The sequence below is a fragment of the Pseudomonas sp. SWRI179 genome, assembly GCF_014268705.1.
In the GTDB taxonomy this organism is placed as follows: Bacteria; Pseudomonadota; Gammaproteobacteria; order Pseudomonadales; family Pseudomonadaceae; genus Aquipseudomonas; species Aquipseudomonas zanjanensis.
Window position 1 is genome coordinate 76,435 of sequence record NZ_JABWRA010000002.1, and the last position, 16,361, is coordinate 92,795.

Consider the following 16,361-nt stretch of genomic DNA (forward strand, 5'->3'; position numbering starts at 1 on the left):
AGCATTTGCTCCCTTTTGCCATTCGATTTTCATAAAAACGTAACACAACTGTTGCAGAGTTCTCCGGCCCGTCATCACAAGGAATTTCTTTCAATGAAAAGTTTGATGAAGTCTGCTGCGCTCGCCGTTACGCTTTCTCTTTGTGCCACTTCGGCGACCTTCGCTGCAGAAAGTGTCCGTCTGACGGGTTCTGGCGCGAGTTTCCCAGCGCCGATCTACCTCACCTGGTTCAAGGATTTCAGCAAGAAATCCGAAGGCGTCACGGTGGACTACCAATCCAAGGGCAGCGGCGCGGGTGTACAGGACTTTCTGAACAAGACCGTTGATTTCGCCGCCAGCGATTCGGCGATGAAAGACGAAGACATCGCCAAGGTCGCCGAAGGCGTGCAGTTGCTGCCGATGACCGCTGGGGAAATCGTCCTGGCCTATAACCTGCCGGGCAATCCCAAGGGCCTGAAGTTGCCACGGGACGTGTACTCCAACATCTTCCTCGGCAAGATCACTCGCTGGAACGACCCGCAAATCGCGGCGGCCAACCCGGACCTGAAACTGTCCGATACGCCGATCACGGTTGTCGTGCGTGCCGATTCCAGCGGCACCACCGCGGTATTCACCAAACACCTGGCGACCATCAACCCGGACTTCAAACAGGCGCTGGGGGAGGGCAACACCGTCAACTGGCCAGCCAGTGACAAGTTCATCAAGTCGCCGAAGAACGATGGCGTGACCGCCACCGTGCGCCAGACCCCGGGCGCGATTGGCTACATCGAATACGGCTTCGCCAAGCTCGCCAAGGTTGACTTCGCCCAGTTGCAGAACAAGGCCGGCCAATACGTCGTGCCAAACGCCGAGAGTGGGGCCGAGGCCCTGGCGGCGGTGAAGATGCCAGAAAGCCTGGTGTCCTGGTTGCCTGATCCAGACGGGGCCAAGTCGTACCCGATCACGTCCTACACCTGGATGATTTTCCGCAAGGACAACGGCAATCCGGCCAAGGCCAAGGCCATGCGTGAAATGGTCGAATACAGCCTGACCGAAGGCCAGAAAATTGCCGACTCGATGGGGTACATCCCGTTGCCGGCGTCGGTTGTCGATCAGGTTCGCAAAGCTTCCGCCAATATTCAGTAACGCCTGAGGCCTCTCCCGGTGTGGCATGTCAGCCAGGCTGGGAGAGCTTTCCCCCTGTTCCGGAATTAGCCAATGAACACTCCCTTTGTCGTACCGGTTAATCCAGATTCTGCCTGCCAGCCACCGTCCGCGAAGGACTTCCTGGTGGATCGCACCTTTCGTGCGATTGCTCGCATAGGGGTGGTCCTGGTTCTGGCGCTGGTGTTTGCCCTCGTGTTCGAGGTCGGACGCAAGGCGCTTCCCGGCATGGAAAAGCACGGATTTGATGTGCTGCTCGGCACTGTCTGGGACGTTAACCAGGGTAAATACGGCATCCTGCCGGCTATCTGGGGCACGCTCTACAGCGCCTTTATCGCGTTGCTGATCGCCGGGTTCTTCGGCGTCAGCATGGCGATTTTCCTGACCCAGGATTTCCTCCCCCCCAAGCTCGCCGCCATTTTTCGCACCATCGTCGAATTGCTCGCGGCCATCCCCAGCGTCGTCTACGGCCTGTGGGGGATCTACGTGGTGATCCCGGCGATTCGGCCGCTGACCACCTGGTTGAACAGTGAGCTGGGCTGGATACCGTTCTTCGGCACGTCCTTGAGCGGGCCGGGGCTGCTTCCCGCGGCGTTGGTGCTTGCCATCATGATCCTGCCGACCATTGCCGCTGTTTCGCAGGATGCGCTCACGGCCGTACCGATGAAAACCAAGCAGGCTGCCTACGGCATGGGCACCACCCATTGGGAAGCGATTCTCAAGGTCATGGTGCCGTCCGCCGCCACCGGCATCTTCGGCTCCCTGGTGCTGGGCCTGGGGCGTGCGCTGGGTGAAACCATGGCACTGGCCATGCTGGTCGGCAACGCGAACAACATTTCCCTTTCGCTGTTCGCCCCGGCCAACACCTTGGCGGCCTTGCTGGCGTTGAACTTCCCCGAGGCCGGACCGAACGAGATTGAAGTCCTGATGTATGCCGCGCTGGTGCTGATGTTCATCACGTTGATCGTGAACGTCTTCGGCTCCTTGATCATGATGTATGCCCAACGGGGTAATAAGTGATGACCGATCTCACTGCTGCAACAGACTTGACGGCTCCAGCAGGCGCGATGCCCAGCCTGCAGCGCAAGTTCGAGGGCCGTGCCCTGCGCAGCCTGATCTTGACCACACTGGTCTGGAGCGGGGCGCTGCTGGCCAGCGTGCCGTTGATTTCCGTGCTCTACATGCTGATCACCCGCGGCGGCGCGCGCCTGAACCTGGAAGTCTTTACCGAACTGCCGCCGACCGGTTTCGAGATGGGCGGGGGCTTCGGCAACGCGCTGGCCGGTACGTTTGTGATGGTGGGCATCGCGGCGGCAATCGCGGTGCCGGTCGGCATCATGGCGGCGATTTTCCTGGCTGAACTGGGGCCGGACAGCAAGCTGGCGAATGCCGCGCGCTTTGCGGCCAAGATGCTCACGGGGCTGCCGTCGATCCTGGCCGGGGTGTTTGCCTACGCCTTGGTGGTGATGACCACCGGCACCTATTCGGCACCGGCGGGCGGCGTCGCGCTGGCGGTACTGATGCTGCCTATCGTCGTGCTGACGGCGGAAGAGTCGATGCGGATGGTGCCCAAGATCATGAAGGATGCCGCCTATGGCATGGGCTGCACCCGCTCGCAGGTCATCTGGAAAATCATCTTGCCCACCGGCATGCCAGCGATCCTGACCGGCGTCATGCTGGCCGTGGCCCGTGCCGCGGGCGAGACAGCGCCGTTGTTGTTTACCGCGCTGTTCAGCAACTACTGGATCTACCACCAGGGCAGCCTCGAGGTCATGAACCCGACGGCATCGCTGGCAGTACTGATCTACAACTTCTCCGGCATGCCGTTCGACAACCAGCTTGAGCTCGCATGGGCGGCCTCCCTGGTGCTGGTGATGATCGTGTTGGTCGTGAACATCATCAGCCGTATTTTCGGCAAGCCCAAGTATTAAGAACGGGAGCATCTGATCGTGAACGTATCCACTGCGCAAATAGCCGCTCCGTTTGTCACCCAGGCCCCTGTCGTCATGGACTGCAAACTGGACAAGATTTTCTACGGCAACTTCATGGCGGTACGTGACAGCCATGTGCCGATCGAAAAAAACAAGATCACCGGCTTCATTGGGCCTTCCGGCTGTGGCAAGAGCACCGTGCTGCGCAGCCTCAACCGAATGAACGATCTGGTGAAAGGTTTCCGTTTCGAGGGCCACGTGCACTTCCTTGGCCAGGACGTCTATGGCAAGGGCGTCGATCCGGTGGTCGTGCGCCGCTACATCGGCATGGTGTTTCAACAGCCCAACCCGTTCTCGATGAGCATCTTCGACAACGTCGCGTTTGGCCTGCGCCTCAATCGCTACAAGGGCGATATCGGCGATCGGGTCAAACATGCCCTGCAAGGCGCTGCGCTGTGGGATGAGGTCAAGGACAAGCTCAAGGTCAGTGGCCTGTCGCTGTCCGGCGGCCAGCAACAACGACTGTGCATCGCCCGCGCCATCGCCACCGAGCCGGAAGTCCTGCTGCTGGATGAGCCGTGCTCGGCGCTCGACCCGATCGCTACCCGGCGGGTCGAAGAGTTGATGGTCGAGTTGAAGAAGGACTACACCATCGCGCTGGTCACCCACAACATGCAGCAAGCCATCCGCGTCGCTGATACCACGGCGTTCTTCTCGGTGGATATTTCCCAGGGCACGCGCACCGGCTACCTGGTCGAAATGGGCCCGACGACGCAGATTTTCGACAACCCTCGTGAACAGATGACCGGCGACTACATCAGCGGCAAGTTCAGCTGAGTCCACTTCCGGTCAAGGCCGCATACCTGCAGAAGCCAAATGGATTTGGCGGGCATCCGGTAGACATTTACCAAGCGTTTCCAAGGAGCACCAATGCCTGCTACGCACCGCCTTGATTTGCCTGCGATTGAACGTGCACTGCGGGAAGTGCAAGAGCGCTTCGCCGCGCTGAGCCGGCACTTCACGGAGCCGCGCGATCCCTTGACCGACGAGGTGCTGCACAATGTGCTTGAAGGTTATGCGCTGGTTGACGACTATGTTGCCCGCGGCGTTGATCTGTTCGACCTCCAGCAACTGAACCTGATGCTCGAGATCAACGCCACGGTGCTGTGTGGCCGAGACCCGGCGCGCCGCTTGGAGTACGCCCAGCACCTGGCCGCGACCGAGGCGCATTTCTTCAACAACGTTGAGGGAGGCATCAAGGACTTGTACAACTGGTATTGTGCGTACCGCAGCGAATCCGTCTGGAAGCGTGCGGCTGGCGTCTATGTGCGCATTCTCAGCAAGCCGCAGTTGTTCATTGAAGGCAACAACCGCAGCGGGTCGCTCATCGTCAGCTACCTGCTCATGCGCGCGGGGTTGCCGCCTTTCGTGTTGACGCTGGAAAACGCCGAGGGCTACTTCAACCCCTCATCAGTCATACGCAACTCTGCCAAACATGGAGTCAAGGCGTTGTACGAATTGCCCAAGATCAAGAAAAAATACGCAGCTTTCCTGGAAGAGCAGGCGCCTGACCCGATGAAGTTCTTTCTCAAGGGCAAGCCGTCGTCCTTCTCTCTAGGTGGCCATTGATGGGCAGGTATATGGCGCTCGCCAAATGCAAAACCGTCGGTAGCCGGGTAGGGCAGGCCATCCGCAGTGCTGTCCCGCTGCAAATGTCCAGGCGCCAACGCATCCGCATTTCGTTTGATATCGATGACACGCTCGCCTGCCAACTCCACCACTGCGAAGTTGAACACAGCAGGCTGCCGGCCAGTGTCCATCGTTGGTTGGGTGAACCGTTGCGCAGGGGCACACGTTCCTTGATCCGAGAGCTGCGCCGCCAGGATTGCAGCATCTGGGTCTATACGTCGTCCGGTCGCACGCCGTCCTACATCCGGCGTTGGTTGTTGCTGTACGGCATCCGCGTCGACGGCGTGGTCAACAGCGTGCTGCACAACCGCGCGCTGGCGGTCCATGGGCTGTCGAATACGCCCTCGAAATATCCGCCAGCGTTCGATATCGACTTGCATGTCGATGATTCCGAGGGCGTGCAGATTGAAGGTGATGACCATGGCTTTCGGGTGGTCGTGGTGCATCCGGAGGATGAGGGTTGGACGCATAAAGTGCTGGATGCGGTCGCCGTTGTCCAAGCGCAGCTGGCTTGGCAGCAGAGGCCTGTGCAGCGAGCTTCGTTGCGCCGGGTGCCGACTATTTAGCCAGTGAGTGATTCCGTACCGCGTGCCGTCTATACAAGCTTGCTGACTTGGCTCCATGGGATGTTGAATCGACCCAGAAACTTACGGATACGATCGGAATCATTAGGCGATGCCTTGGCTGATCGGCTCTGTGAAAAGAGCTTGCGACCGGCGTCCGCCTGACTTGTCGCCGTGCTGCACACCTTCAAGACCGACTCCAGTTGAAGGCGATCGAACAGATCAATCTCAAGACCTGCTCTCCGTGATCCCGGGCATAGCGCTGCAGTTCAAAATCGATGTTCGGCTCCCAACGCGACCTGGTCGAAGTGGTTCATACCTTGCGCCAAGTCGTATGCGTGAAGAGGTGACGTGATGGACCAGGACCTGATTCTGATCGACGGCACCCAGGGAGGAGGGCAGGTGTTTCGTACGGCCCGTTCCTCGATGTCGAGGTGCGCCTTGCTCAATCTTGTGATCAAGGGAGCGTGATTTTACTGCGAAGCAAACAAACGTCACTCTCCATCTCCCAGCGCAACGTTTAAACTCAACCGCTCCGAACCCTCGAAGGACCGTCTCCTGTGAACGTCAACGACGCCAGTTTCGAAGAGTTGCTCAACGCGTTGCATGACGGCGTCTACATTACCGATGGCGACGGCAGGACGCTGAAAGTCAATCAAGCCTATGAACGTCTGACTGGACTCAGTGGTGCCGATCTCATAGGCCGTTCCATGCAGGAACTGGTGAAGGAGGGTGTCATCTCACAGTCGGCCACGCTGCGGGTGTTGCGTGAAGGTCGGCCGGTGTCGGTGATGCAAAGCCTGAGTCAGGGCAAGAAGCTGCTGGTCAGCGCCACGGCGATTCTCGACGCTGAAAACCGGGTTTCATATGTTGTCAGTACCGTGCGTGACATGACTGAACTGCTGCGCATGAAACACGAGCGCGATGAGTTGCAACAGCTCAAGCAACTGCGCAACAGCACCGCCAAACTTCATGCTGGCCGACGAGACAATCTCCTGAATTCTCCGCTTATGGCTGATCAGGAGGTTTCCGGACGCGTCTTCTCGCTGGCCCGGCAGGTAGCCAACAGTTCGGTAAAGGTTTTGCTTCAGGGCGAAACCGGCGTCGGAAAAACCCTCGTAGCGCAGTTCATCCACAACGCCAGTCCGCGCGCCAGTGAGCCATTTCTCGCACTCAACTGCGGTGCGCTGCCTGAGAATCTGATCGAAGCCGAGCTGTTTGGCTATGCGCCTGGAGCGTTCACGGGTGCGGGTCCTAAAGGCAAGCGAGGCCTGCTGGAGCTGGCGCACCACGGAACGTTGTTTCTCGATGAAATTGGTGATTTGCCACTGCCGGTGCAGGTCAAGTTACTCAAGGTTATCGAAGAGAACCGCTTCATTCCCGTCGGTGGCCTGGAGCTGAAGGAGGTCGATGTACGCATCATTAGCGCCAGCCACCATCACCTCAAGCAGCGGGTGGCTGAAGGTCGTTTTCGGGCCGACTTGTATTACCGGCTCAATGTGGTGCCGATCCACATTCCGGCATTGCGCGAGCGGAGAGAGGAAATCCCGCCCCTTTTGCATTACTACCTTGATAGCTTCAATGTCCGCTACGAACGTCAGGTTCAATGGAGTCTCGAAGCCCTCGATCTGATGTGCGAGTACGCTTGGCCCGGCAATATCCGCGAGTTGATCAACATCGTCGAACGGCTGGTGGTGACCAATCAGACCGGGACTATCGAGGCGCTCGACATGCCCGAGGAGATCCTCGACCTCAATCCGTGCAATAGCAATGACACCGGCTTGCCCCTGCGCAAGGTATTGGAAAATGCCGAGCGCAATGCGATTCGTGCGGCGCTGCGCACGCACAAGACCACGCGCCTTGCAGCCAAGGCATTAGGCGTGAGTCAGGCAACCGTGGTGCAGAAAATGAAGCGCTGGGAACATTCTGATTAGGATTCTGATCAGCCTCGATTGAATCGATCAGAAAACTAATCAGGACTGACCGCTAAATCCTCTCCTATTACCCTGAGAATTGCGCGAAGGCCCACGCCCCGGGCCTTTGCGGGCATTGGCACGTCTTTCGCTAACTCGTATGGCACGTCTTCCAATAAAACAACATCAACTGGACGAGCCTGATGAACATCTCTGCTTTTAAAATCGCGAACAAATTGATCACTGGACAAGGTGCTATCGAGCAACTGTCGGCTGAACTGACTCGCCTCGATGTCCAGAACCCGCTGATTGTCACCGACGCCATTCTGCTGAAGTCCGGCACCGTTGATTTGGCGCTGGCGCAACTGGGCGGCCGCCACTTCGGCATTTTCGATGAGGTCAAACCAGAGCCGGAGATCGCCATCGTAGAGGACTGCACCCGCGCCTATCGCAAGGGCAACCATGACGGCTTGATTGCCGTGGGTGGCGGCAGTGCCATCGATATCGCCAAGGGTGTCGCGGCGTATGCCGAGCATGACGGTCCGCTGAGTGAACTGTTCGGTGTTGATCTGGTGAAGCGTAGAGGCCCTGCGTTGATTGCGATTCCTACCACCGCTGGCACGGGTTCGGAGGTTACCAACGTAGCGATTTTTTCTGACAAGCAAGCGCAGTTGAAGAAAGGCATTGTCAGCGACTACCTGCTACCTGATCTGGCGTTGGTTTGTCCGACCATGACATTGACCTGCCCACGCAGTGTGACGGCGGCCAGTGGTGTCGACGCGCTGGTGCATGCGGTCGAGTCTTATATTTCGGTAAACGCTTCGCCGATCACCGATGCCATCGCGCTGGGCGCTATCAAGCTGATCGCCAAGGCGCTGCCGAAGGCTTACGCCAACCCATCCAACCTGCAAGCGCGGGAGGACATGGCCACCGGCAGCCTGATGGCCGGCATGGCATTTGGTAACGCCGGAGTAGGGGCGGTGCACGCGTTGGCATACCCATTGGGCGGGCGTTTCAACATCGCCCACGGCGTCAGCAACGCCTTGCTGCTGCCGTACGTGATGGCGTGGAACAAGACGGCCTGCGTCGAACGCTTTCGTGATATTGCCGAAGCCATGGACCTGCGCGTTGCAAACCTGAGCGACAAGGATGCCGCGGACCATGCTGTCAGCGCCATGGTCGATCTATGCGCCGCCGTGGATATCCCGTCCGGGCTGCGCAGTTTCAACGTGCCGGAGGATGCCATCCCCGCAATGGCCGAGGAAGCCAGCAAGATCGACCGGCTGATGCGCAACAACCCGCGCAGGCTGACTGCCGCCGATATCGAGAAGATCTATCGCGCTGCCTATTGATCTGCGTCACTCACGACTCCGCTTCTACCGGAGCGTGCGCCCGTACAAAACCAATAAAACAGGTGAACTCAATGTCTGACACTCCTGCGCAGCGGAGCGAAAGCCCGTACATCCCGCTGGGTCCTTTCAAGGTCCGGTTGCCGTTTATTCACTACAAGATCGAGCTCCCGGATTACCTCCAGGGCTTGCTGATGTGCGCCGTGGATCTGGCCGCCATTCCTCTGATGACCGAACTGCTCGGCATGCCATTCGAGGTCGCACTTGCCGTCGTGATGCTCAATGGCTTGCTGTACCTGGCGCACCATTTACTCGGTGACCCTACCGTACCTGGCTGGATTACCCCGGCGGTGCCTCTGTTGATGGCTTACTGCGCTCAATTTCCAATGGGCCCGGAGCGTGTCCACGCCTTGATTGCCTTCCAGTTGATGCTAGGGTTTTTTTCAATTGCCCTGGGGGCGACCGGAATGGCGAAGAAGGTGGTGGAGTATGTGCCCTCGGCGATCAAGTCCGGGATTATCGTCGGTGCCGGCTTGAGTGCGGTGATCGCGGTGTTCCAGGTGGGCGGTAAATTCAATGTGCTGCCCTGGACCATTTCCATTGCAGTCGGCATTGCCTTCTATTTGATCTTTTCCCAGCATTTCAACGAGCTCAAGCAGCGCAACCGTTTCTGGTGGAACTTCGCCAAGCTCGGCATCTTGCCGATCGTTCTGCTGGCCGTGGTGATTGCACCCTTGTTTGGTGAAGCGTCTTGGCCAACGATTCAGTGGGGGATCAGCAAACCGGATTTTGCCGGCCTTTGGAACGACTACACCGTTTTCGGCCTGGGCATGCCGCCACTGTCCATGTTCATCTCCGCGCTGCCCACAATGCTAGCGGCGTACATCATCGTCTTCGGCGACGTGCTCAGTGCGAAATCGCTCCTCGATGAGGCAGAAACCGTCCGCACGGATGAAGTCGTCGATTACAACGCCGACCGTGCTCACCTGATTTTCGGCGCGCGTAATGCGTTCATGAGCATCTTTGGCCCGGATGTCGCCATGTGCGGCCCGAAATGGGCGGCGATGCTGGTGGTGGTGATCGAACGTTTCAAAGGTGGGCCGAAGGCGATGAAATCGATCATCGGCGGTGTCGGGTCGTTCCGTTGGGGGACCAATAGCGGTCTGCTGTTGTTGCCGGTCGTGACCCTGGTGCAGCCGATTCTCGGTGTTGCGCTGTCGTTGACCTTGCTGATCCAGGGTTATGTCAGTGTGCGTTTGGGCATCCTTGAGGCGCGTAGCCAGCGCGACTTGGGTATCGCGGGGGTGATTGGCGCGGTACTGGCCATCAAAGGCGCGAGCTGGGCCTTCGGGATTGGCGTTGTGTTGTGCTTGCTGATCTACGGTAAGAATTTCTTCAAGGGCGAGGTGGATGGGACGTTTGCCAAGGATTTGAAGGTTGCGCCTGCCAAGCCTGCTAAAGGTGGTGAGTCGACCACGGCCCTAAAGCGGGGAGTAGAAGGCGCTATGGCTGAGTGATAGGCAGGCCTAGTCGCTCAGTCGCATGAATATCCGCTCAAGACACTTTGCGATTAAGCGAGCACTTTATTCGATATTTCATATGCCCTGACGGGTATGGACAAAAGGCGCTTTATTGTGCGTTTTTTATCACCACTGCAACTAAAAGGACAAAAGATGACGACTCCAATTCCTACAATGGAAGACTTATTGAAGGACGCTCCTTCTAATTGGGGCAGATGGGGAGCGGAGGACGAAGTGGGCGCTCTGAATTACCTGACGGCGCAAGAAGTCATGCGCGGGGTTGCCCACATTAAGACCGGAAGCATATTTACTTTACAACGTATGATTGGCAATCCTGCTGGCGATCCAGTTTGGCCAGGCCGTACTCCAGCAGAACGCACCATGGTGCTCGATGAGTCAAGTTGGGACACTGATCATGGCCCTTGTTATCCGGGCGGCTTGCACTACGCCGATGACAAGATCGACGCGTTCCTGCAAGGATCCACGCAATATGATGCGCTTGGCCACCTCTGGTACGGTGGAAAAATATGGAACGGGTACGACGCGCGAACAACTGTGGGCGGCCTCGACAAGGCCAGTGTTGCACCGATCGGCGAAAAAGGAGTAGTAGGGCGCGGAGTGTTACTGGATATGGCTCGGCATCGCGGCAAGCGCATGCTGGATAAAGGCGAGACATTCACTCATATAGAGCTTGAGGCGTGCGCAGAGGCTCAGGGCCATACGATCGAGCCTCACGATATCCTGATTATCAGGACTAACTTTCTTCAAGCGTTCTATGAACAGGGCGAGGGGTTTTATGACGGTTTCTGCGAGCCAGGCCTTACGTATTCGCAGGAACTTGTTCAATGGTTCCATGATAAGGAAATTCCAAATCTTGTCACTGACACCATCGCCAATGAAGTAACGATAGACCCAGTATCAGGAGTGGCGTTGCCTCTGCACTGCGCCTTGATGCGTAATCTCGGTATCGCCTTTACAGAGATCTGCGATTTGGAGAAGCTGGCTAAAAGTTGCGCTGATGATAGGCAATATACGTTTCTTTATGTGGCGGCACCGCTTAAAGTGCATCGCGCTACCGGGTCACCGGTCAATCCGGTAGTGATTAAATAGTCATGTGTGCTGGGGCAGGCTTACTCCTGCCTTAGCATAAATCAAGCACATTGCTTAAAGCCATTTACGTCAAGGGGTATCGCAGCATAGGCGGGGAGGAGGGTAGCTCCGACGAGGCACAACTGATTTTCATACGACAGTTCATAAGTCTCTTCGATTGCTGAAGTTCCACGTCTTCGCGTTTTTATATACATAAACTTGATTGTGCTGGTCCAAGGGCTGGTAAGCACACGTCCTCAATCGCGGTGCTCTGTTAGAGGTGAGTCAAGTTTCGCGCAAACTGGTTACCCCATCGTTGATAGCCTCTACTATGAACTGGGAACCCGGCCGGATAAGCACCTCTCGTTCTGCCTGCTCCCTTGTGAGAGCGCCGAGGTATCGTGCTTGTGATGTTGGTCGAAACAGGAGTCGAGCGCGGCCATTGCTGCGATGCTCCCAGCCATCAGGGGCACAGCCCATAAAACTCTTTAGCTCGATGATTTCGCCGACCTTGAGGTTATCCCAGCTGTCGTCCTTGGAGTAATGAATGAAATCCCGATCTGGGAGAGGTAAAAGGTCCCAATCGGTAAAGAAATCACTGATTTTTTGCCGAGCTCCCTCGTCCAGCGTGTTATTTTCTTGTCCTTCACGGATATCCATGTAATCCCCGCCAGTCCAGATATCAATCAGGCAATGAAGCTTCGGTCTTAAGTAGCCAAGAATTCCGAGGCTCTGATTCTCCAGACCTGGACGTTGCCTAGTCAGTTCTTCTATCAGCGTTTTAGCGTCAGCACCTGATAGGTTTGCCAGTGGGGAAAGCAGTTCTTCTTCATCATCCTGACCAAGATGTATGGATAGCGCTGCAAAAGTATATTCCATTATCTATTCCATTCATCTGGCTTAAGGTTGCTGCACGGCTGGTGCCCGAGGCTACTACGGGTGACAGCCGGGCGGAAAGAGGAAGTTTGTGGGGTGATGGCAGCCAGCTCATTATCATAAACATCCGGTTTAACATAATATACATTATGTGTACTGTTGTAGGCAGCTACCGGAGCCTCGGGTGGACAGATTTGAAGCCTGCCCACTCGCCGCGAACACTGCGCAACAGCTCTCCAACCATTGCTTGACGTTGTAATGTAATCAGCGCCGTTGCTACTGCCGCAGTTGCACTGATCGCACTGCGCGTCTGGCTCTTCGACAAGCATCAACGGGAGCTTGAACGCAATGCCAGCGCTAAGCTTCTAGCGCTGATCATGACGACACCTGTCGGAGCCGCCAAACCCTCAGTGATTCAAAACAGGTCACCGCGGGTGGCGGACTCCCGGCCTTGGAGGTACCTTCTCGATGACATCTAACGATTTGAAAGGAGCCGTGACGGTGAATGTCGATATCGATTGCGTAGTCGTGGGTGCGGGTGTCGTCGGGCTTGCCATCGCGCGGGAAATGGCCCTGGCAGGTCACGAAGTCCTGGTGATTGAAAGTGGGGCGGCAATCGGTATTGGCATAAGCTCGCGTAATTCGGAGGTCATCCACGCGGGGATTTATTACCCGCCCGGAAGCTTGAAAGCCCGGCTGTGCGTCGAGGGCAGACAGGCACTTTACGAGTATTGCGATAGCCACGGTGTCAGTACGCGCAGAATTGGAAAGCTGATCGTCGCCAACACTGACGCGCAGGTAGATCAGCTTCGGTTCTTGCTCAAGCGAGGGCATGAAAACGGTGTGGATGATCTATGTCTGCTTGATCGTAATCAAGCCATGGCGCTGGAGCCTGCGCTTGAATGCATCGCTGCGTTGTATTCACCTTCGACCGGCATCGTCGACTCCCATGCGCTGATGTTGGCGTTGCAAGGGGACGCCGAGGCGGCCGGCACCAGCATCGCGTTCCATGCCCCGTTCCTCGGTGCAAAGGTGACCGCGGACGGTTTTCTCCTTCATGTGGGTGGGGAAGCTCCCATGGAGCTTGCATGCCGCCGGCTAATCAATGCCGCGGGCCTTCATGCGCCGGCATTGGCACGGCGCATAGACGGGTTGCCGTCTGATGCGGTGCCCCGTGACTATTTGTGCAAGGGCAGTTACTTCAACGTGTCCAGACGCGCGCCCTTCACCCATCTGATTTACCCGGCGCCTGAGGCCGATGGTCTCGGGGTGCACATGACCCTCGACTTGGGCGGACAGGCACGCTTTGGTCCAGATACCGAATGGGTCGAAACCGAGGACTACCAAGTCAATCCGGCTCGCGCAGACAGTTTCTATGCGGCCATTCGCAGCTACTGGCCCGACTTGCCGGACGGTAGCCTGCAACCGGGCTACAGCGGGATTCGCCCGAAGATTTCGGCGCCAGGCGAGCCAGCCCGCGATTTTATGATCAGCAGCCAGCGCGAGCATGACGTCCCGCGGCTGATCAATTTGTTTGGCATAGAGTCTCCCGGACTGACGTCATGCCTGGCCATTGCCAAGCACGTACGTGAGCTGATTGAACGGCGTCACGCTTAACCAGACTTGCTCCACTCCCCCACCATTGCCTCATAAACCTCCTGGCAAGCGAACTCCGCCGAGACCTTCGCATCGGCAAAAACCTGATCGCCTGCTGACGTGAGGCAGGCGTAGCCTACACGCGCGTCCCGTGGGTCACTTTGGCGAGACACCAAGCCTATTTTTTCAAGCGGCAGCAGGGATTTGGTGACCGCCGATGCCGTCAGCCCCATGTGATCAGCCAGGTCCGCTCGCCGCAGCCGAGCATTGTGTGCATGTTTCAAGTGGTACAGGATCATGAAATCGCTGAAGCTCAGGCCGTGCACGGCAGAGAGCTTGGCATCCACTCGCCGTGCGGCTGAGGTGTAGGCGCGTGAGAAACGAACACAGCGGTCGAGTATCGAGCCGTTCGCGGCAGGTGCGGTAGATTCGTTGTCAGACATTGCAGCATTGCTCCAATTCTTGTGGAGAAGGACGTTCAAATCGGGAATCCATGAAATCAAACATGGGCCCCGTTACCTCGAAAGCGTAGGTCTCGCCTTTTTCACTATTCCTTTGCATGACCCGCTCACGCCGCAGTTGGGGTGTAGCATCGATGAAATAGCTGGACACCTGATAGCCAGCTTGTCCGGCCAACAAACGAATGCGTGCGCGATCAGCTTCAGTCATGAAGCCTTGATCAAGCACGACGTCGCGCCCTGCTCCCAGAACCTGTAGAGCCGTCTTCCATATATGGGCTTCACAGCGTTGTACACGGGCCATGATCCACGCCAGGTTCATAGGCTTCGGCAAGTCCGGGCCATAAAGCTCGTTCATCCACTCATCGATGGAGAAGCGTACGCCGGTCACTTCGGCATTCAGCTGCCTGGCGAACGTCGACTTCCCTGCCCCCAAAGGGCCAAAAACCATATGGACTGATTGCATGATTTTCTACTTTCTAGATACTTGAACGCTACAGTATCAAGAAATAAGACTGACCTAACCTGTGGTCGACGAACGGCCGAAGTTACCCGAACATGATATGAGGCAGCCGATATCCCCTCAGCCTACTTTCCTCCAGTCACATCCAGGAAGGTTCCCGTCACAAACGAAGCCTGCTTCCCCGCCAACCAGAGAATGGCCCGCGCGACCTCCTCCGGCTGGCCACCGCGCCCCATGGGAATCGTATCCTTCACCCGATCGACTCTGCCCGGCTCTCCCCCGCTCGCATGCATTTCGGTATAGATATGCCCGGGTCGAACGCAATTGACCCGAATACCTTCCCGGGCCACTTCCTTGGCATAACCGGTCGTGAACGTTTCGACCGCGCCCTTGGACGCTGCGTAGTCCACATATTCATTCGGGCTACCGAGACGGGCTGACGCCGAGGAGACATTGACGACGGCACCGCCACGCCCGCCATAACGATAGGCCATGCGCCGGGTAGCCTGCTGCGCGCAAAGCATCGGGCCCAAGGTGTTCACCGCGAATATTCGCTGCATGCGCTCGAAGCCAAGATCCTCCAAGCGAGACTGCTGCGCGAGTATCGAGGCGTTGTTGACCAGCACATCGATTCGCCCGAAGTGCAAATCCAGGGTGGCGAACAGTTCGGCGACCTGTGCTGGATCGGCGTTATCGGCACGTACTGCCAAGGCACGGGCGCCCTTGGCCTCGACCTTCGCGGCCACCGCCAACGCCGACGCTTCATCGGCGATATAGGTCAGCGCGACGTCGTAACCTTGCTCAGCAGCCAGTATGGCCGTCGCCGCCCCGATCCCGCGCCCGCCTCCGGTGATCAGGATCACGGGTTTTTGCGAACGTTCATTCATGGTAAATCCTCACGACTGGATGAAAAAACAACGTCAGCCGATGACCAGCGTACCGAGGGCAATGACGGCACAGGCCAGCAGCTTGCGCAAGGTCAATGCCTCGCCAAGAAAGACGTACCCGATCAACGCGGCGAACATGACGCTGGTTTCTCGCAACGCAGACACCGCGCCCATCGGTGCATGAGCCATGGCGTAGATCACAACCCCGTAGGCCAATAACGAAACCAGCCCGCCAGCGACGGCCACAGCGAACCCTGGGCGCAGGGCAAAGAGGCTTTGAGTGTCTCGCAGCCCGATATAAACCATGGGCATCATCACGCCCCACAACAGGCACATCCAGGCGGTGTAGGCCATCGGCGCCCCGGAGAGGCGAACACCGATGCCATCGACAACGCTGTAGGCGGCGATGAAAAAACCGGTTCCCAGTGCGTAGGGCAAGTTGGGCAACGTCCGCCGACGCCTGGTAAAAGCCAGCGATAGGATTCCAGTCGACACCAACGTAATCCCCAGCAGCCCACTCGGCGCCACCCGCTCACCGGCGAACAGCGAAGCGGCCAGGACAATCAGGATCGGAGAGACACCGCGGGCGATGGGATAGGTTTGGCCGAGATCCCCGGACTTGTAACTGCGCACCAGGAACAGGTTGTAGCCCACGTGCAATACCGCGGAAAGGCCGGCGTAAAACCAACTTGCCCGGGCGGGCGGCGCCAGTAGCGCCGCCACGATAGCGCTCGCCACGGCGATCGCCATGCACATGATGGTCATGGACCACAAACGGTCGGTGCCCCCGCGCAGCATGGCATTCCAACTGGCGTGCAGCAGCGCGGCGAACAAGACGAGGCAGATGATGTGTAAGGGCATGCATCATCCTAGACCGCTAAAGT

The 16,361-nt window shown here is 57.7% G+C and carries 16 protein-coding genes; 11 read left to right on the plus strand and 5 right to left on the minus strand.

What is annotated here, in order from left to right; genetic code table 11:
• Positions 1-93: 93 nt before the first annotated feature.
• The 10 genes from pstS to HU767_RS01740 all read left to right on the plus strand — a co-directional run bounded on the left by pstS (position 94) and on the right by HU767_RS01740 (position 11,218).
• The gene (gene pstS, locus HU767_RS01695; RefSeq protein ID WP_186728328.1) at positions 94-1,125 is read left to right on the plus strand and encodes a phosphate ABC transporter substrate-binding protein PstS; all 1,032 of its coding nucleotides are present in this window, start codon (positions 94-96) and stop codon (positions 1,123-1,125) included.
• A 72-nt stretch (positions 1,126-1,197) separates the two neighbouring features.
• Positions 1,198-2,163: a phosphate ABC transporter permease subunit PstC gene (gene pstC / locus HU767_RS01700; protein ID WP_186705614.1), complete on the plus strand. Its 966-nt coding sequence runs from the start codon at positions 1,198-1,200 to the stop codon at positions 2,161-2,163.
• The gene (gene pstA, locus HU767_RS01705; protein WP_186705613.1) at positions 2,163-3,074 is read left to right on the plus strand and encodes a phosphate ABC transporter permease PstA; all 912 of its coding nucleotides are present in this window, start codon (positions 2,163-2,165) and stop codon (positions 3,072-3,074) included. Before pstC ends, pstA begins: the two co-directional genes overlap by 1 nt.
• A gap of 75 nt (positions 3,075-3,149) precedes the next feature.
• Entirely contained in the window at positions 3,150-3,911 is a 762-nt protein-coding gene (pstB, locus tag HU767_RS01710) for a phosphate ABC transporter ATP-binding protein PstB (protein WP_025214260.1), read from the plus strand.
• 93 nt (positions 3,912-4,004) lie between these two features.
• Positions 4,005-4,703, plus strand: coding sequence for a hypothetical protein (locus tag HU767_RS01715; protein WP_186705612.1), 699 nt, complete (start codon positions 4,005-4,007; stop codon positions 4,701-4,703).
• Between the two features lie 83 nt (positions 4,704-4,786).
• Complete coding sequence (locus tag HU767_RS01720; protein WP_186728399.1) at positions 4,787-5,329, plus strand: hypothetical protein; 543 nt, start codon at positions 4,787-4,789, stop codon at positions 5,327-5,329.
• Between the two features lie 557 nt (positions 5,330-5,886).
• The gene (locus tag HU767_RS01725) at positions 5,887-7,260 is read left to right on the plus strand and encodes a sigma 54-interacting transcriptional regulator (protein ID WP_186728329.1); all 1,374 of its coding nucleotides are present in this window, start codon (positions 5,887-5,889) and stop codon (positions 7,258-7,260) included.
• Between the two features lie 182 nt (positions 7,261-7,442).
• On the plus strand, positions 7,443-8,591 hold the full coding sequence (locus tag HU767_RS01730; protein WP_186728330.1) for an iron-containing alcohol dehydrogenase: 1,149 nt from the start codon (positions 7,443-7,445) through the stop codon (positions 8,589-8,591).
• A 71-nt stretch (positions 8,592-8,662) separates the two neighbouring features.
• Positions 8,663-10,105, plus strand: coding sequence for a hypothetical protein (locus tag HU767_RS01735; RefSeq protein ID WP_186728331.1), 1,443 nt, complete (start codon positions 8,663-8,665; stop codon positions 10,103-10,105).
• A gap of 156 nt (positions 10,106-10,261) precedes the next feature.
• Positions 10,262-11,218, plus strand: coding sequence for a cyclase family protein (locus tag HU767_RS01740; RefSeq protein WP_186728332.1), 957 nt, complete (start codon positions 10,262-10,264; stop codon positions 11,216-11,218).
• Between the two features lie 264 nt (positions 11,219-11,482).
• On the opposite strand, the gene HU767_RS01745 is transcribed toward HU767_RS01740, so the two are convergent.
• Positions 11,483-12,076, minus strand: coding sequence for a hypothetical protein (locus tag HU767_RS01745; protein ID WP_186728333.1), 594 nt, complete (start codon positions 12,074-12,076; stop codon positions 11,483-11,485).
• A gap of 498 nt (positions 12,077-12,574) precedes the next feature.
• Between HU767_RS01745 and HU767_RS01750 the strand changes: the two genes are divergently transcribed.
• Positions 12,575-13,690 carry an FAD-dependent oxidoreductase gene (locus HU767_RS01750; protein ID WP_186728334.1) on the plus strand — a complete coding sequence of 372 codons (1,116 nt, stop codon included), beginning with the start codon at positions 12,575-12,577 and terminating at the stop codon, positions 13,688-13,690.
• Here HU767_RS01750 and HU767_RS01755 read toward each other — a convergent pair.
• From HU767_RS01755 to HU767_RS01770, 4 genes are all read right to left on the minus strand, one after another.
• A complete protein-coding gene (locus HU767_RS01755) occupies positions 13,687-14,112 on the minus strand; it encodes a MarR family winged helix-turn-helix transcriptional regulator (RefSeq protein WP_186728335.1) in 426 nt (141 codons plus the stop codon). The two genes, HU767_RS01750 and HU767_RS01755, sit on opposite strands and share 4 nt — an antisense overlap.
• Positions 14,105-14,593 carry an ATP-binding protein gene (locus tag HU767_RS01760; protein ID WP_186728336.1) on the minus strand — a complete coding sequence of 163 codons (489 nt, stop codon included), beginning with the start codon at positions 14,591-14,593 and terminating at the stop codon, positions 14,105-14,107. The genes HU767_RS01755 and HU767_RS01760 overlap by 8 nt, the downstream gene beginning before the upstream one ends.
• A 122-nt stretch (positions 14,594-14,715) precedes the next feature.
• A complete protein-coding gene (locus tag HU767_RS01765; protein WP_186728337.1) occupies positions 14,716-15,477 on the minus strand; it encodes an SDR family oxidoreductase in 762 nt (253 codons plus the stop codon).
• A 33-nt stretch (positions 15,478-15,510) separates the two neighbouring features.
• A complete protein-coding gene (locus HU767_RS01770; protein ID WP_186728338.1) occupies positions 15,511-16,338 on the minus strand; it encodes a DMT family transporter in 828 nt (275 codons plus the stop codon).
• Positions 16,339-16,361 lie beyond the last annotated feature (23 nt).

What these genes read in the sequence shown, in the direction of transcription:
- HU767_RS01740 (WP_186728332.1), top strand. Translation starts at nt 10,262, where the DNA reads ATGACGACTCCAATTCCTACAATGGAAGACTTATTGAAGGACGCTCCT.
- pstA (WP_186705613.1), top strand. Translation starts at nt 2,163, where the DNA reads ATGACCGATCTCACTGCTGCAACAGACTTGACGGCTCCAGCAGGCGCG.
- pstC (WP_186705614.1), top strand. Translation starts at nt 1,198, where the DNA reads ATGAACACTCCCTTTGTCGTACCGGTTAATCCAGATTCTGCCTGCCAG.
- HU767_RS01765 (WP_186728337.1), bottom strand. Translation starts at nt 15,477, where the DNA reads ATGAATGAACGTTCGCAAAAACCCGTGATCCTGATCACCGGAGGCGGG.
- HU767_RS01770 (WP_186728338.1), bottom strand. Translation starts at nt 16,338, where the DNA reads ATGCCCTTACACATCATCTGCCTCGTCTTGTTCGCCGCGCTGCTGCAC.
- pstS (WP_186728328.1), top strand. Translation starts at nt 94, where the DNA reads ATGAAAAGTTTGATGAAGTCTGCTGCGCTCGCCGTTACGCTTTCTCTT.
- HU767_RS01720 (WP_186728399.1), top strand. Translation starts at nt 4,787, where the DNA reads ATGTCCAGGCGCCAACGCATCCGCATTTCGTTTGATATCGATGACACG.
- HU767_RS01735 (WP_186728331.1), top strand. Translation starts at nt 8,663, where the DNA reads ATGTCTGACACTCCTGCGCAGCGGAGCGAAAGCCCGTACATCCCGCTG.
- HU767_RS01730 (WP_186728330.1), top strand. Translation starts at nt 7,443, where the DNA reads ATGAACATCTCTGCTTTTAAAATCGCGAACAAATTGATCACTGGACAA.
- HU767_RS01760 (WP_186728336.1), bottom strand. Translation starts at nt 14,593, where the DNA reads ATGCAATCAGTCCATATGGTTTTTGGCCCTTTGGGGGCAGGGAAGTCG.
- HU767_RS01715 (WP_186705612.1), top strand. Translation starts at nt 4,005, where the DNA reads ATGCCTGCTACGCACCGCCTTGATTTGCCTGCGATTGAACGTGCACTG.
- HU767_RS01745 (WP_186728333.1), bottom strand. Translation starts at nt 12,076, where the DNA reads ATGGAATATACTTTTGCAGCGCTATCCATACATCTTGGTCAGGATGAT.
- pstB (WP_025214260.1), top strand. Translation starts at nt 3,150, where the DNA reads ATGGACTGCAAACTGGACAAGATTTTCTACGGCAACTTCATGGCGGTA.
- HU767_RS01755 (WP_186728335.1), bottom strand. Translation starts at nt 14,112, where the DNA reads ATGTCTGACAACGAATCTACCGCACCTGCCGCGAACGGCTCGATACTC.